The sequence below is a fragment of the Celeribacter persicus genome, assembly GCF_003050785.1.
Classification (GTDB): domain Bacteria; phylum Pseudomonadota; class Alphaproteobacteria; order Rhodobacterales; family Rhodobacteraceae; genus Celeribacter; species Celeribacter persicus.
On sequence record NZ_QAOH01000007.1, the window covers coordinates 118,216 to 132,538 of the forward strand.

Annotated in this window: 15 protein-coding genes; 9 read left to right on the forward strand and 6 right to left on the reverse strand. The window is 59.8% G+C overall.

All coding sequences use genetic code 11. The annotated features are described in order from the left end of the window. Positions 1-20: 20 nt before the first annotated feature. The 4 genes from C8N42_RS11050 to rplM all read right to left on the reverse strand — a co-directional run bounded on the left by C8N42_RS11050 (position 21) and on the right by rplM (position 3,026). Positions 21-830 (reverse strand): hypothetical protein, encoded by an 810-nt coding sequence (locus C8N42_RS11050; protein WP_146168263.1) that lies wholly within the window; start codon positions 828-830, stop codon positions 21-23. Between the two features lie 13 nt (positions 831-843). Further along, entirely contained in the window at positions 844-1,896 is a 1,053-nt protein-coding gene (locus C8N42_RS11055) for a GSCFA domain-containing protein (RefSeq protein ID WP_107816629.1), read from the reverse strand. A 177-nt stretch (positions 1,897-2,073) separates the two neighbouring features. Then, the gene (rpsI, locus tag C8N42_RS11060; RefSeq protein WP_107816630.1) at positions 2,074-2,559 is read right to left on the reverse strand and encodes a 30S ribosomal protein S9; all 486 of its coding nucleotides are present in this window, start codon (positions 2,557-2,559) and stop codon (positions 2,074-2,076) included. A 5-nt stretch (positions 2,560-2,564) separates the two neighbouring features. Beyond that, entirely contained in the window at positions 2,565-3,026 is a 462-nt protein-coding gene (gene rplM / locus C8N42_RS11065; RefSeq protein WP_107816631.1) for a 50S ribosomal protein L13, read from the reverse strand. A 248-nt stretch (positions 3,027-3,274) separates the two neighbouring features. On the opposite strand from rplM, the gene C8N42_RS11070 reads away from it, so the two are divergent. After that, positions 3,275-3,961, forward strand: coding sequence for a VIT1/CCC1 transporter family protein (locus C8N42_RS11070; protein ID WP_107816632.1), 687 nt, complete (start codon positions 3,275-3,277; stop codon positions 3,959-3,961). A 58-nt stretch (positions 3,962-4,019) separates the two neighbouring features. Here the strand turns inward: C8N42_RS11070 and C8N42_RS11075 are convergent, their stop codons facing one another. Further along, positions 4,020-6,122, reverse strand: coding sequence for a TonB-dependent receptor domain-containing protein (locus C8N42_RS11075; RefSeq protein ID WP_170109273.1), 2,103 nt, complete (start codon positions 6,120-6,122; stop codon positions 4,020-4,022). Between the two features lie 391 nt (positions 6,123-6,513). On the opposite strand from C8N42_RS11075, the gene C8N42_RS11080 reads away from it, so the two are divergent. Next, positions 6,514-7,728: an NADP-dependent isocitrate dehydrogenase gene (locus C8N42_RS11080; protein ID WP_107816634.1), complete on the forward strand. Its 1,215-nt coding sequence runs from the start codon at positions 6,514-6,516 to the stop codon at positions 7,726-7,728. Positions 7,729-7,808: 80 nt separating this feature from the next. Here the strand turns inward: C8N42_RS11080 and C8N42_RS11085 are convergent, their stop codons facing one another. After that, the gene (locus C8N42_RS11085) at positions 7,809-8,042 is read right to left on the reverse strand and encodes a hypothetical protein (protein ID WP_107816635.1); all 234 of its coding nucleotides are present in this window, start codon (positions 8,040-8,042) and stop codon (positions 7,809-7,811) included. A gap of 492 nt (positions 8,043-8,534) precedes the next feature. Between C8N42_RS11085 and C8N42_RS11090 the strand changes: the two genes are divergently transcribed. From C8N42_RS11090 to C8N42_RS11120, 7 genes are all read left to right on the forward strand, one after another. Then, positions 8,535-9,101, forward strand: a complete 567-nt coding sequence (locus tag C8N42_RS11090) for a HupE/UreJ family protein (RefSeq protein WP_107816636.1) — start codon at positions 8,535-8,537, stop codon at positions 9,099-9,101. 123 nt (positions 9,102-9,224) lie between these two features. Beyond that, positions 9,225-9,824, forward strand: coding sequence for a hypothetical protein (locus C8N42_RS11095; protein ID WP_107816637.1), 600 nt, complete (start codon positions 9,225-9,227; stop codon positions 9,822-9,824). Between the two features lie 177 nt (positions 9,825-10,001). Next, positions 10,002-10,625 (forward strand): YitT family protein, encoded by a 624-nt coding sequence (locus C8N42_RS11100; protein WP_107816638.1) that lies wholly within the window; start codon positions 10,002-10,004, stop codon positions 10,623-10,625. 28 nt (positions 10,626-10,653) lie between these two features. Further along, complete coding sequence (locus C8N42_RS11105) at positions 10,654-11,280, forward strand: YitT family protein (protein WP_107816639.1); 627 nt, start codon at positions 10,654-10,656, stop codon at positions 11,278-11,280. A gap of 18 nt (positions 11,281-11,298) precedes the next feature. Continuing rightward, positions 11,299-11,634, forward strand: a complete 336-nt coding sequence (locus C8N42_RS11110) for a DMT family transporter (RefSeq protein ID WP_107816640.1) — start codon at positions 11,299-11,301, stop codon at positions 11,632-11,634. Positions 11,635-11,734: 100 nt separating this feature from the next. Continuing rightward, complete coding sequence (typA, locus tag C8N42_RS11115) at positions 11,735-13,552, forward strand: translational GTPase TypA (protein ID WP_107816641.1); 1,818 nt, start codon at positions 11,735-11,737, stop codon at positions 13,550-13,552. Between the two features lie 154 nt (positions 13,553-13,706). Further along, on the forward strand, positions 13,707-14,294 hold the full coding sequence (locus tag C8N42_RS11120; protein ID WP_107816708.1) for a VOC family protein: 588 nt from the start codon (positions 13,707-13,709) through the stop codon (positions 14,292-14,294). The last annotated feature ends 29 nt before the right edge of the window (positions 14,295-14,323 follow it).

Consider the following 14,323-nt stretch of genomic DNA (forward strand, 5'->3'; position numbering starts at 1 on the left):
CAAGAGCCAACCCACAAGGCTCACGCCGCAATGGGTAAATTCATCGCAACTGCCACCTGATCGACCATCAAACGGGCAAACTCTGCATTGGCATGCAGCACATCGTCTTCGTCATGCGCCAATCCCTTGCGTCTGGCAAGCCGCACCGAACCGCGCAAAAAGGACTCAGCCGTGAAAAGCCCCTGCTCCACCGTCTGAGCCGGTTGCGGGATGAACTGCACGCGCTGCGCCGCGCACAGCTCTGCCGCCTCCCGGTCGAACCAGTCGGAGACAAATTCGCCATCGCCGCGCGCGGCCAGTTGGATAAATCCGAGATAAGCACCACTGCGTTCGCGCACGCGACCCGAGGGGCGCGGCTGACTGGCGACAAAGATCGGCGCCTCTGTGGCGGCGCGCAGAATCCGGGCAAGCTTCATCCCGCTGGTGCGCATCAGCCGCTCCGCCCCATAGGCCCTGAGCATCGCTTTGGAGGCCAGGGGCCGCCCGTCCTCCATGGCGCTCAACGCACCTTCGACCGAAGGCATATCCACCGAAGACAGCTCGCGAAACATCCGCACGAAAGTGAACACAGACACCTGCAAACCCGTGACGATGAACCCGTCGTAATCGGAAAGAGCAAACGAGTCGCGCCCCACCAGATGTTCGATCCGCGCCCTTGCCTCCGCATCGTCGCTCTGAAACCACCCGTCCCGTACCTCGAAGCGCGAAAGCACATCGCCATGCGCGCCGAACATATCGAGACGGAACTCCGGCCAGCGCGCGGCATAATCCTCCGCCGCCGTCGCGAAAGCCGCCATGTGGGAATTGCCAAGAACGCAGAGACGCCTCATGAGTTGCACACCGTCATTTCCGAAACGCCTCCAGAAGCGCCTCTTCGCAGACCACGTCGTCGTCCTCCCCGATCTGATCGAACACCTCCTCTGGCGCATTCAGTTCAACCGGGTCCAGCAGCCCCTGCGCGGTCAGAAATACTTCCATCACCCGCTCCACCGTCTCGGGCCGAACCGACCGCAGGTTCGCGGCAAAGACCGGATCAGTGTTTGCCCATGTGGTCACCAACTCATAAGACGGGAAGTAATCCACCACCTTATGCGCGGCAGCGAAATCGCCCGCGGCGGCGCGCAGGATGGATTTCGAATGGGTGGTCGCCGCCAGCACATGCTGGCCCGAGGCCGTGGCAGTGAGCGGCACCGGCGAGACGGTCAGAAGCAGCCGGATGTTCTTGTTCAGAATCCGCAAGAGACGCAGGATTTCCGCAAGATCGGCGATGATCTCGTCATAGGTGAAATTGCGAAAGGTATGGCGGCGGGGCCGGTACGCCCCCGCAATCACCCCCGGTGCCATCGCCATCGTGCGCTTGACGCCACTATGAATCCAGCCCTCGGTCAGTCCTAGCGTAAACACGAAGACATCCGTCGTCTGCGCCAGAGACACCACTTTCATCAAATGCTCGCGCCGCAGTTCGATCGCCTCTTCGCGGCTCTCGCAGCCCTCCGGCTCCACCCCCGGTCGCAGGGCATCGAACCAGCGGTTGCCACGAGCCCAAAACAGGCGTCGGTAGACCTGCCCCGCCATGGCATCTTCGAGGAGTTCGCGCATCTGGCGCGCGGTGTAGATATTGCCGTAACGCGCCGAATAGATGCCGTAGTCATAGCGGCGCGCGAGCTCTTCGCTCATCCCCTTGGGCCGGGGTTCGGCATCGAGCACATTGACTCCGGAAAGCGTGAGATAATTGCCGATATGTTGCGCGAAACAACTCCCCGCCGTGGCCACCGCCGTATCCCGCGTAATCCGCACCTTCGGCCGATAAATCCCCGGCCAGCTCTGACGGTCGGTCTCGACCACTCCGCTGCGCCAGAAGCTTTGGGAGGGAATATTGTCGTAAGGATGGGACAAGGTCGCAAGGGGCTCCCGTCGGACAGGTTCGTGTTACTATGGCCCGCCACGCAGATGATGCCAAGGGTTTCGCATCTGTTTCGTAAACCCTCCCCCCACAAAGAAAAGAGCCGCCACAGACCTGCTGTGGCGACCCTCTGAATGTCTTGTCCAGAAAACTCTGGTCCAGTCCGGCGATTAACGCTTGGAGAACTGGAAGGAGCGGCGGGCTTTGCGCTTACCGAATTTCTTCCGTTCCACGACACGGGAGTCGCGGGTCAGGAAGCCAGCGGCTTTCAGGGCGCCGCGCAGGTCCGGGTTGTAGAGCTGCAGAGCTTTGGAGATGCCGTGTTTCACAGCACCGGCCTGACCGGAGAGACCGCCGCCTTTGACGGTGGCAACCACGTCGAATTCACCTTCGACGCCGGCGATCTGGGCCGGTTGTTTCACGATCAGCTGGAGCACCGGACGGGCGAAATAGACGGTCATGTCCTTGCCGTTGACGGTGACTTTGCCGGAACCCGGCTTGATCCAGACGCGGGCGACAGCGTCTTTACGCTTGCCGGTGGCGTAGGAACGGCCCAGTTCGTCACGAACGGGTTCACGGGGGGCGGCGGCTTCGACGACAGTCTCACCACCGGCGACAGCGCTCAGCGCGTCGAGGGATTTGATTTCTTCAGCCATCGGTCTCAGCTCCGGGTGTTTTTCTTGTTCATGGACTTGACGTCCAGCACTTCCGGTTTCTGAGCTTCATGCGGATGCTCGGAACCGGCGTAAACGCGCAGGTTGGTCATTTGCTGGCGGGAAAGCTTGCCACCCGGCAGCATGCGCTGAACGGCTTTGGTCACCACGCGCTCCGGGTGATCGCCTTCGAGGATCTGACCGATGGTGCGGGATTTGATGCCGCCCGGGTGGCCGGTATGCCAGTAGAAGCGCTCGTCGGTGCGTTTCTTGCCGGACAGCTGGATTTTGTCGGCGTTGATCACGATGACGTTGTCACCCATGTCCATGGACGGGGTGAAGGTCGCTTTGTGTTTGCCACGCAGGCGCATGGCGACGATGGAAGCGAGACGGCCAAGCACGACGCCCTCGGCGTCGATGATGATCCATTTCTTGTCCACGTCCGCGGGAGTAGCGGAAAAGGTTTTCATGTTTCTTGCCCTTATGGGATAGGAATTCGATTGAGCGTGTTCTAAGCATTTCCCACGCCGCGTCAAGCACGGCCTGTTCCAATTTTTCATTCAAAAACAAATTGTTAAAAAATAGGTATTATTTTACCCCATATAATTCACGGCTTTCTCCCGCGAAAACCCGGTTTGCGTGGCGTCATGGGTCGACTTATGCCTTTTCCCCAGGATCGCGCCTGATATACTTCAGGTCGCTCCAGAGGATCCCCAGCATGTTCGCCAGGCCCAACCTCACCGACCACCTGAAACAGATCGTCTATGGCGGCAATGACGGAATCGTCACCACCTTCGCCATCGTCGCGGGCTTCGCGGGAGCCAATGCCGAGGGCGGCGGCGAGCTCGCGACGCTGGCGGTTCTGGTCTTCGGGCTTGCCAATCTGTTTGCCGACGCCACTTCGATGGGGCTGGGCGAATTCCTCTCGGCCCGCGCCGCGCGCGACATGATCCGGCGGCGGCAAGCGCGGCTGTCGCGCGATCCCTCCGCGCAGATCGGTGCCCTCACCCGGCACCTGAAAGACCACGGGCTTTCGACACTCGACGCGACCACCATGGCGTCTCTCGCCGCGAAATCGCCGGGCCTCATGGCGGAAATGACCCTGTCGCAGGTCGAAGGACTTGAAGACCCCGGACAGGGGCCCCTTTGGCCGCGGGCGCTGATCACCTTTCTGTCCTTTGTCAGCTTCGGCGTGATACCGATCCTGCCCTACCTGCTCGGCCTACCGGGCCCGCGCCAGTTCGCCGCCGCTGTCGCCGCCGCCGGGATCGCGCTCACGCTGCTCGGGCTTTTGCGCCATGTAGCGACACGCGCGGGGCTGTGCCGCGCGGTCGGGGAAACGGTGTTCCTCGGCGGCATCTGTGCGCTCGTCGCCTATGCGGTCGGACTGATCGTGGCGGGCTGAGATGGCAAAAGGCCTGCCCCCGAAGGGACAGGCCAAAAGACACAAAGCGGCGCGCGCCTCAGAACCGCAAGGTCGCCCCAAGGGTGATTTCCCGCCCCGGACCGCCATAGGAATAGATTTCATCCGTAACACCCGAATTGGCCTCACGGTAAAATTTATCCTCGACATTGGTAACATTCGCGAACACTTCGAAATGATCGCTCACCTTATAACTTCCGTAGAGATCAACGAGCGTGTAGGAGTCGACATCATAGAAAGTGTCTTCCGACAGATAGGCCACGATACTGTCCCCGACATAGCGCAAGCGTGCGCCCAGAACGAGATCGCCATCCAGAAGCTTCACCCCGCCTCCCAAGGACCCGAAATCATCCGGCAACTGGCCGCTGTCGCTGACGATCCCCACGAAGGGTGAGGTCGGCTGATCGGTGTCGGCCTTGGTAAAGCTCGCATCGAAGAAAAAGCGGTCACTGTCATAGCTCAGCGCCAGTTCGATACCGTCCATCTTCGTGACACCATCCTGATTCAACCACTGCATCGCATAGGTTTCAGTATAGCCAAAGATGATATAATTCTCGATATCTGAGCGGAACAGATTGGCCTCGACCCGGAACGTGTCATTTGCGGCCAACAGCCCTTTCTTCTCATAAGAAGCACCGATCTCATAAGTCTGCGCATATTCCGCTTCGAGATCGAGGTTGAGATAGGCGCTGGAGATTGCCCCGTTGAAATTGTGGAACCCCGGGTAGAACATTTCGGTCGCGGTGGGCGCACGCTGGGTTTCGCTGTAGGAGGCGTAGAAGCGCAACTCCTCCGTCGGGCTATAACCCAACACGAGGTTCGGCAGAAGCCGGGCATCACTGCGGTCTTCCTTGGCATTGATACAGCGCCCGTTCGAAGCATCCGCCGGACAGTCACCTCTGCCGGCTGCCGTTGCTTCGGTCACCCCCGAGAGCTTGTAACCATCGTAGCGTAACCCAAATCCCAGATCGAATTTGTCCACCACATAAGCCGCATCGACAAAGAGACCGTATTTCATGAGCTTGCCGTTGGCATTCGAACCGGCCTGAGCGTTGTTCTCATAGTCATTCTGCTGCAAGGTCGCACCATAGGACAGATCAAGGGGATTGCCGAAGGCCTCCAACAAGCTGGTGTTCGTCAGCTTGAAGCCCGATCCGGTATCCGTCCCGTCGCGACCGTTAAAGGTTCCGCTGCTCTGGTCCTCAGAGCCCGGGAAATAGATATTGTCCTTTTGCAGGTAGGCTTCGACATTCAAGTCGATCAAAGGCGATCCGGGATCGTAATGATACGCCCCTTTCACCAGTTTCTTTTCATTCTCCCAGTAATAGCCCGAAGAGGTATCGGCGAGGAAACTGTTCTCTCCCCAAAGCCCCAGAATATCGAAAGTGGCATCCGTACCCGGAGTGAAATGGAGGCGGAACATACCGGATTTGGACTCGCCATCCGAAAGCACTTCTGTACCCTCCCCGTCCTCATAGGACGAGTTTTCATATCCGCTAAGAGCAAACATGGCAGAGAACCCGTCTCTTTGCATCGCTCCCGCAATCAGGGCGTTATAGTCGTTGCCGTTGTCACTACCCATGGCCTTGAACATGCCCCCCGTATCACGCCCATCAAGCAGGATATCCTCGACATCCAGAAGACGCAGGTTCGCCGCACCGGCGAGCGCCCCAAGCCCATCGGCACCGGATACATAACCGCGCGCAATATCGGCGCCCGACATCAGGATCGGGTCGAGGAAGACCTGTTCATCCAGCGTCGCACCATGCCCCGAAGCGTTACGGAATGTCTGAGGCACACCCTCGATCATCGTATTGACACGCCCTTTGCCTTGCAGGCCGCGAATGTTGACGACAATGGCCGGATTATCAGACGGCGAGCGGGTGAACGCACCAGGCGTGGAGCGAATGGCATCGGTAACATCGCCACCGTATTGCTCGACCAAAGCCGTGCCATCGAGCGTGCTGACCGATGCGCCCGAAAGGGTCTCTGCCCCCTGCCCGTCGGCATCGCCCTGCACAACGATCGGATCGAGTTGCGTTGTGTCCTGCGCCTGTGCGGTCAGCGGCAGGCAAGACGAAATGAGCGCGGCACTGAGCATCAGCCGCGCGCGGGCCCGTTCGGGCCAAAGAAATACGGTCATGAGAATCCCCTCTTCATGTTTCCGGATCGGTGGAAGCTTGGGCTTTCCTGATCTCGGGGGCCAGGTTTCGGGGACCATGGGCTACCTGGTTCCGGCATCGCGGAAGATGCCGGGAAAGCGTCGATAGCGCCGTGTATAAATTCTTAGTTTTTTTGTCAACTTTAGAAGGCACACGCCCGATTCAGTGTTGCCATTTCACGACAGGACGTGTGTCGACCGCGGCCGGCTGCCTCGAAATCAGGCGTGCGACGGGATCAGAATCGACACAAATGGCGGGCATATTACTCAGTTTCATGAATATTTGGTATACAATTGTATGCACATCTTCCGCCAGCCTCCGATATGGTCTAAAAGGAAGCGACTCTTCCAGACCCCTCATGGAGCTTCCCAGATGACCAAGATCAAGGTAGACAACCCTATCGTCGAAATGGACGGCGATGAGATGACCCGCATCATGTGGGATTTCATCAAGAAGAAACTCATCCTGCCCTATCTCGACATCGACCTGCTCTATTACGACCTCGGCATCGAGAGCCGTGATGAGACCGAGGACCAGATCACCATCGACGCCGCGATGAAGACCAAAGAGGTCGGTGTCGCCGTCAAATGCGCGACCATCACCCCGGACGAAGCCCGCGTCGAGGAATTCGGGCTCAAGAAGATGTGGAAATCGCCCAACGGCACGATCCGCAACATCCTCGGCGGCGTCGTTTTCCGCCAGCCGATCATCTGCCGCAACGTGCCGCGTCTCGTGCCCGGCTGGACCAATCCGATCGTGGTCGGACGTCACGCCTTTGGTGATCAGTACAAGGCCACGGATTTCCGTTTCCCTGGCAAGGGCCAGCTCACCATGAAATTCGTGGGCGAGGACGGCACCGAGATCGAGCATGTGGTCTATGACGCCCCCTCCGAGGGCGTGTTCATGGGCATGTACAACCTCGATGCCTCGATCCGCGACTTCGCCCGCGCCTCGCTGAACTACGGCCTCAACGTCGGCTGGCCGGTTTATCTCTCGACCAAAAACACCATTCTCAAGGCCTATGACGGCCGCTTCAAGGACATTTTCGAAGAGGTCTACGAACAGGAATTCGCCGACAAGTTCAAGAAGGCCGGGATCTGGTACGAACACCGGCTGATCGACGACATGGTCGCCTGCGCGATGAAATGGTCCGGCAAATTCGTCTGGGCCTGCAAGAACTACGACGGTGACGTGCAGTCCGACACCGTGGCGCAGGGCTTCGGCTCGCTGGGCCTGATGACTTCGCAACTCATGACCCCCGACGGAAAAATCGTCGAGGCCGAGGCCGCCCACGGCACGGTGACGCGCCACTATCGCCAGCATCAGGCGGGTGAAGCGACCTCCACCAACTCGATTGCTTCGATCTATGCCTGGACCGGCGGCCTGAAACACCGCGCCAAACTCGACGGCAACGAACAGCTCATGCGCTTTGCCACGACGCTGGAAAAGGTCATCGTGAACACGGTGGAAAGCGGTTTCATGACCAAAGACCTCGCCCTGCTCGTCGGTCCCGATCAGGGCTGGCTGACCACCATGGGGTTCCTTGAGAAGATCGACGAGAACCTGAACAAGGCTCTGGCGGGCTAAGATCCCCGGTCCAACCCGTCGGAAAGGCCGGAGCCCGCACGCTCCGGCCTTTTCTTTTGGCCTTTTTTGTCTTGTGCCGCTCAACGGAAATTCTGCCACTCCACCCGTCCCGGAGGGGCTTCGGGCGGCAGACCGATGTCACGACGCAGATGGGCGTTAAGATCGCCCGGATTTATTGCGCGACGCGCCTCGCGACGCAGAGCTCCGCGCGCGGAAAAGGCCGCCCTCAGCACCAGCCAGAAGCCATGGCTTTCGATCAGAGGTAGCAGAACCTGCCGCAAGGCGAGCGGCGACGAGGGAGAGGGAGTCAACATGAGATTTTCCCGGCAAGTACCGGGCCCTGAATGAGAATTTTGAAGATATGGGTCGCGCCAGACGCCTGATCCGGGACGAAATGTCAGGGATCAGACGACGAAGGACCGGCCCGTTGCGAAGAACAGACGCGGCAGCGAGGACGGATTTTCAGGAAAAGGATCGTGTTAAGATCGCTGAGCCTTGTAAGCTCCCTTGCCACCCGAATACATCGCCGCGCTGATTGGCGCGCGCCGGGTATGTCCGCGGAGGGTGTGTCGAATGCTGATGGTCATGTCGCCCTCCTTCGTGGCAAGTTTCGTGACAGGTTTCTGTGGCCGCACCATGGCCGACGCCCGAATTTGAGGCAAAGGTTTTTTTCCACTGCAAGAAAATCGTGTCCTTTTTGCCGCAACGCCTTGCACACCCCTTGTCGGCCCCCGCCCGCTCGGTCAGATTGGACTTGGAGGCGTGACCCAAACCGGGACGCCCGTTGACTTCAATAAGGGACAGTCATGAACAAATATCTTCTGACCGGGCTTTTCGCCCTTCTCACCAGCCCCGCGCTGGCCCACCTGCCGCCCGAACAGCACGGCTCTTTCCTCGCCGGCGTGTCTCACCCGCTCTTTGGTCTTGACCACATCATCGCCATGGTCGCCGTGGGCATCTGGGCGGTTCAGATCGGCGGCAAAGCCGTCTGGGCCGTGCCCGCAGGCTTTGTCGGCGCGATGGCGCTTGGATATTTTGGCGGCATCATGGGGCTGCCCCTGCCCTTCGTTGAACCGATGATCCTCGCCTCCGCCATCATCGTTGGTCTTCTGGCCACATTCGCCGTGAAACCCAGCCTTGCTGCGGGCGTCGGAATTGCCGCCCTGTTCGGGCTGTTCCACGGCCATGCCCACGGCTCTGAACTGGGCGCCGCTCAGGCTCTGACCTTCGGCCTCGGCTTCATCGCGGCCACCGCAGCGCTCCATGCCATCGGCGTGATCGCCGCCCAGCTCGTGGCCCGCGTTCTGCCCTATGGCCCGCGTATTCTGGGCGCGGTCTCGGCCCTTCTGGGCCTGTCTCTGATCTTCGGCTAAACACAGAGAATTAACCATAAACTACGGATTGCGCGGAAGAATTTCCGCGCAATTTTATTTGTTATATCGGATTTAACGGGCGCGCCCCTATATTCTGTCCAACAGGAGAACAGAAGGTTTCCGATGCAGATCTTCTCTGCCCATTCCCTCTTGGCCGCGAGAGGACAGACACAGAACCAGACCGCCGTCACCAATGCGGAGACGCGCGGAGATTCCGTGGCTGATGATCCCGCAGCAAACGGATCCAGTGAAAAAACGACAGCTCAAAGCGGTGCACAACACACCGGCGCCAGCGGCAAAAGTAATGCCATCCAAGGCGCACGGGAGATTTTCGCCCGCTACGATCTGACCGCAATTTCCGCCAATGAAATCGACCAGTTGACCGCCGTGTTGAAAGCAGCGCGCTTCGACGATCTGGGCTTTGTTATGGGGCTGGAGCGTCAGGGTGCGGCTTATCGCACAGATATGGAAAACTCGGGCCGTGTCTATGGCATCGGCGCGACCGAGTTCGATCCTGACACCCCCATCGACCTGCTCGCGCAGACTCGCTCGGAACTCGCGCTCGCCAGTCGCTACGGACAGGACACCGAACGGCTCTCGACTCAGCTTTTCAAGCTTGAAGAGGCGCAAATGGCACGACCGGCGGCGACAACCACCTCCGCCACGCCGCAACTGGCCGAGACACTCGTGCTGTTTCAGGCACAGCGCCTCTGGATCGAATGAAATCAAGGCACATCTGCTCTGCACCAAAGTCCGTTACGCGCGCGCTCCGGAACGGATATGCGCGTAATCCACCGAACATGCCGCATTTTTCAACAGGGGCACAAAGACAAAAGGAATTGCCGAACCCGGATACATTTTCCGCTAGACAGGTCAACAACACTGCCCTATCCGTTCCCTATGCCAGCACCATTCCCGATCCCAGAGTCGCCCCCAAAACACAGCCTCCTTGAGGATGTGCAGGGCTTTTCCATCGCGCTCATCACCACGTCCATCGGACTGGTGATCATCAATCAGCTCGGCTTCATCACCGGGCAGACGGCAGGGCTTGCGCTGGTGATTTCCTATCTCACCGGCTGGTCGTTTTCCTGGGTGTTCTGGCTGATCAACGTGCCCTTCTACGCGCTGGCGTGGTTTCGCATGGGCACGGAATTCACCATGAAATCCGCAATCTGCGTCACCGTCGCCTCCATTCTGGTCGCACAGATCCCGAACTGGATGTCGTTCGACTATCTCAACCCGCTGTTCGGTACGATCGCCTTCGGCATTCTTGCGGGCTACGGGCTTCTGGGCATTTTCCGGCACAAGGGGTCGCTCGGCGCGCTTGGCGTGATCGCTCTGGTGGCACAGGACCGTTTCGGCGTGCGCGCCGGGATTGTGCAGCTTTGCTTCGATGCCGTGCTTTTCGCCGTCGCATTCTTCCTTTTCGAACCGACCCGGGTGTTGTATTCGCTGCTCGGAGCGGTGGTCCTGAATGGCGTGATCGCCTTCAACCACCGCCGAGACCGTTACATTGCACATTGATCCCGTCACCTGACACCCGGAGGTCCCTATGGCCGCAGCAGACACCGCGACACCGCGCGAAGAAGATCAGCACACGCTGTTCGAGGATGCACAGGGGCTTCTGTTCGGCACGATCATGTGCGCCTTCGCCCTGATCCCGCTCAGAACTCTGGGCCTGATCACCGGCCAGATCGCGGGCTTTGCGGTGCTGGTATCCTATGTCACCGGCTGGTCCTTCGGCGCGATCTTCTTCGTTGCCAACCTGCCGTTCTACTGGTTCGGCTATAAACGTCTCGGTAAGAAATTCATGCTCAAGACCTTCGCCTCGGTCGCCATGGTGTCGGTCTTTGCCGAATGGTTCCCAACGCTTGCGAGTTTTGAGAGGCTCAACCCGGTGCTGGGTGCGGTGATCTTCGGCTTTGCCACCGGCGCGGGGCTTCTGGCGATCTTCCGGCATGGCGCCTCTCTGGGCGGGATCGGCATCATCGGCCTCTACATTCAGGACGCAACCGGCTTCAAGGCGGGCTATGTGCAGCTCATTTTCGACGCCTGCCTGTTTGTCGCCGCCTTCTTCCTCCTGCCCCTGCCGATGGTGCTTTACTCGCTTCTGGGCGCGCTCGTGGTCAACCTCGTGATCGCGATCAACCACCGCCGTGACCGCTATATCGCGATGTAAACCGGACCGAAATTCACCATGCCGAAACATTACCTCTTCCTCATCGCCGCCGTCGTCTCCGAAGTGATCGGCACCGCGGCTCTGAACGCGACACAGCAATTCACCAAACCGCTGCCCACCGCCGTGGTCGTGATCGGCTATGGGCTGGCCTTCTACTTCCTCACCCATGTGCTCAAGGTCATGCCCGTGGGCGTGGTTTATGCCATCTGGTCCGGCCTCGGGATCGTACTCATCACCCTCGTGGGACTTGTGGCCTTCGGCCAGAAGATCGACCTGCCCGCCGCCCTCGGCATGGCGCTGATCATCGCCGGTGTACTGGTGATCCACCTTTTCTCGCGCACCGCGTCACATTGAGCGGCTTTTCGCACCGTTCAGGCGCTTTAAAGCTGGCCTTTTGCCCTCTCACCCGTTAGGCGCGGGGCCAAGACATATTCACGACGGAAAAACCCACCCTATGGATCTTCGCAATATCGCCATCATCGCCCACGTGGACCACGGCAAGACCACTCTTGTCGATGAGCTCCTGAAACAGTCGGGCACCTACCGCGAAAACCAGGCCACCACCGAGCGCGCCATGGACTCCAACGATCTGGAACGCGAGCGCGGCATCACCATTCTGGCGAAAGCCACCTCGGTCGAATGGAAAGGTCATCGCATCAACATCGTCGACACCCCCGGCCACGCCGATTTCGGCGGCGAGGTGGAGCGTATCCTCTCCATGGTCGACGGCGTTGTCCTTCTGGTGGACGCCGCCGAAGGCCCCATGCCGCAGACCAAATTCGTGACCTCGAAGGCGCTCGCCCTCGGCCTGCGGCCGATCGTGGTGCTCAACAAGGTCGACAAGCCGGACGCCGAGCCGGACCGCGCGCTCGACGAATGCTTCGATCTCTTCGCCTCGCTCGACGCCGACGAGGACCAGCTCGACTTCCCGCATCTCTATGCATCCGGCCGCTCCGGCTGGTGTGACGCGGAACTTGACGGGCCGCGCAAGAACCTCGACGCGCTGTTCAACCTGATCCTGAACCACGTGCCCGCGCCCAAACAACTCAAGCATCAGGACGAACCGTTCAAGATGCTCGCAACCACCTTGGGCTCCGACCCGTTCCTCGGACGCCTTCTGACCGGCCGTGTCGAGAGCGGCAAGATCAAGGCCGGCGCGACCATTCAGGCCCTGACCCGCAACGGTCAGAAGATCGAACAATTTCAGGTCAAAAAAATCCAGGCCTTCCGCGGTCTCGCCATGGCAGAGATCGAAGAGGCCGTCGCGGGCGACATCGTGTCGCTTTCCGGTATGACCAAGGCCACCGTGTCCGACACGCTCTGCGCGCTCGAAGTCGATGAGCCGCTCGAAGCCCAGCCGATCGACCCACCGACCATCACCGTGACCTTCGGCATCAACGACAGCCCGCTCGCCGGTCGCGAAGGCAAAAAAGTGCAGTCCCGCGTGATCCGGGATCGTCTCATGAAAGAGGCCGAGTCCAACGTCGCGATCAAGATCAAGGACACGCCGGGCGGCGAGGCTTTTGAGGTTTCGGGCCGTGGCGAGCTTCAGATGGGCGTTCTTATCGAGAACATGCGCCGCGAAGGCTTCGAGCTGTCGATCTCCCGTCCGCAGGTGATCATGCGCGAAGAGAACGGCGTGAAAATGGAACCGATCGAGGAAGTCACCGTCGATGTGGACGATGAATACTCGGGTGCCGTGATCGAAAAACTCACCGGCGCGCGCAAGGGCGACCTGACCGAGATGAAACAGCAGAACGGCAAGACGCGCATCATCGCGCATGTGCCCTCGCGCGGTCTCATCGGCTACCATGGCGAGTTCCTGACCGACACCCGCGGCACCGGCGTGCTGAACCGCGTATTCCATAGCTGGGCGCCGTACAAAGGCCCAATCCCGGGTCGTCGCCAGGGTGTACTGATCTCCATGGAGGACGGCGAGGCCGTGGCCTATGCGCTGTGGAACCTCGAAGAGCGCGGCAAGCTGTTCCTTGGCGCGCAGGCGAAGGTTTACCAAGGCATGATCATCGGCGAGCATTCGCGTGACAACGACCTTGAGGTGAACCCGCTCAAGGGCAAGAAACTCACCAACGTGCGCGCCTCCGGCACGGACGACGCGGTGCGTCTCACCACGCCCAAGACCCTGTCGCTGGAAGAGGCCATCGCCTATATCAACGACGACGAGTTGGTGGAAGTGACGCCGGAAAGCATCCGTCTACGCAAACGCTACCTCGACCCGCACGAGCGCAAGCGCAACGCCAAGGCGGCGCAGTAAGGCTGAGTATTTTCAGCACAAAGGAAACCAAAGGCCCGCCCTCTCCGGCGGGCCTTTCTCTTTGGCGCGCAGTCTCTGTGCATCTGCGAGACTTAGGATCGACGGCGTTTTCGCCTATGTTCAGGACCAAAGGAGACCAGCCATGACCCAAAACCTGCGCAAGATTCAGACCCAGGGCGTGCATCACATCACCATCACCGGTGCCGACCGGCAGTCGACTATCGACTTCTGGGAGGGTGTCCTCGGCATGCCTTTCGTCTTCGATCAGCCCAATCTGGACCGGCCCGAAGAGGGTCACCTCTATTTCGATCCCGGTGACGGACGGCTGATCACGGTCTTCACCAATGAGGAGCGGAAGCCGGGCCGTAACCGCATCGACCAGGGACCGGGATCGCTGCATCATCTGGCGTTCAACGTTTCGAAAGTCACCTTCGATCAGATCATCGAGCGACTGGACGCGCGCGGCGTGAAACACTCGGACGTCAAGGATCGCGGCTTTATGGATTCGATCTATTTCCGCGAACCCAACGGCATGTTGATTGAGCTGGCGAGTTACCGGTTCGAGCCTCCCTCTGGCTATAGCCACACGGACGTGCTGCACCGCGCGCATCTCATCCGGGTTGCGGCGGGAGACGATCATATCGACAAGAAACATCTGGCCGATGCCATCGAGAAACTGGTGGGCGAGAGCACGAACACATTGTCATTCGACCGCAGCGCGAAAAATCCGTTCTCCAAATGAAAACGGCGCGGGAAACGCCCGCGCCGTCT

Coding starts and splice junctions, on each gene's coding strand:
- C8N42_RS11050 (WP_146168263.1), bottom strand. CDS start 830: ATGAGGCGTCTCTGCGTTCTTGGCAATTCCCACATGGCGGCTTTCGCG.
- rpsI (WP_107816630.1), bottom strand. CDS start 2,559: ATGGCTGAAGAAATCAAATCCCTCGACGCGCTGAGCGCTGTCGCCGGT.
- rplM (WP_107816631.1), bottom strand. CDS start 3,026: ATGAAAACCTTTTCCGCTACTCCCGCGGACGTGGACAAGAAATGGATC.
- C8N42_RS11070 (WP_107816632.1), top strand. CDS start 3,275: ATGTTCGCCAGGCCCAACCTCACCGACCACCTGAAACAGATCGTCTAT.
- C8N42_RS11075 (WP_170109273.1), bottom strand. CDS start 6,122: ATGACCGTATTTCTTTGGCCCGAACGGGCCCGCGCGCGGCTGATGCTC.
- C8N42_RS11080 (WP_107816634.1), top strand. CDS start 6,514: ATGACCAAGATCAAGGTAGACAACCCTATCGTCGAAATGGACGGCGAT.
- C8N42_RS11085 (WP_107816635.1), bottom strand. CDS start 8,042: ATGTTGACTCCCTCTCCCTCGTCGCCGCTCGCCTTGCGGCAGGTTCTG.
- C8N42_RS11090 (WP_107816636.1), top strand. CDS start 8,535: ATGAACAAATATCTTCTGACCGGGCTTTTCGCCCTTCTCACCAGCCCC.
- C8N42_RS11095 (WP_107816637.1), top strand. CDS start 9,225: ATGCAGATCTTCTCTGCCCATTCCCTCTTGGCCGCGAGAGGACAGACA.
- C8N42_RS11100 (WP_107816638.1), top strand. CDS start 10,002: ATGCCAGCACCATTCCCGATCCCAGAGTCGCCCCCAAAACACAGCCTC.
- C8N42_RS11105 (WP_107816639.1), top strand. CDS start 10,654: ATGGCCGCAGCAGACACCGCGACACCGCGCGAAGAAGATCAGCACACG.
- C8N42_RS11110 (WP_107816640.1), top strand. CDS start 11,299: ATGCCGAAACATTACCTCTTCCTCATCGCCGCCGTCGTCTCCGAAGTG.
- typA (WP_107816641.1), top strand. CDS start 11,735: ATGGATCTTCGCAATATCGCCATCATCGCCCACGTGGACCACGGCAAG.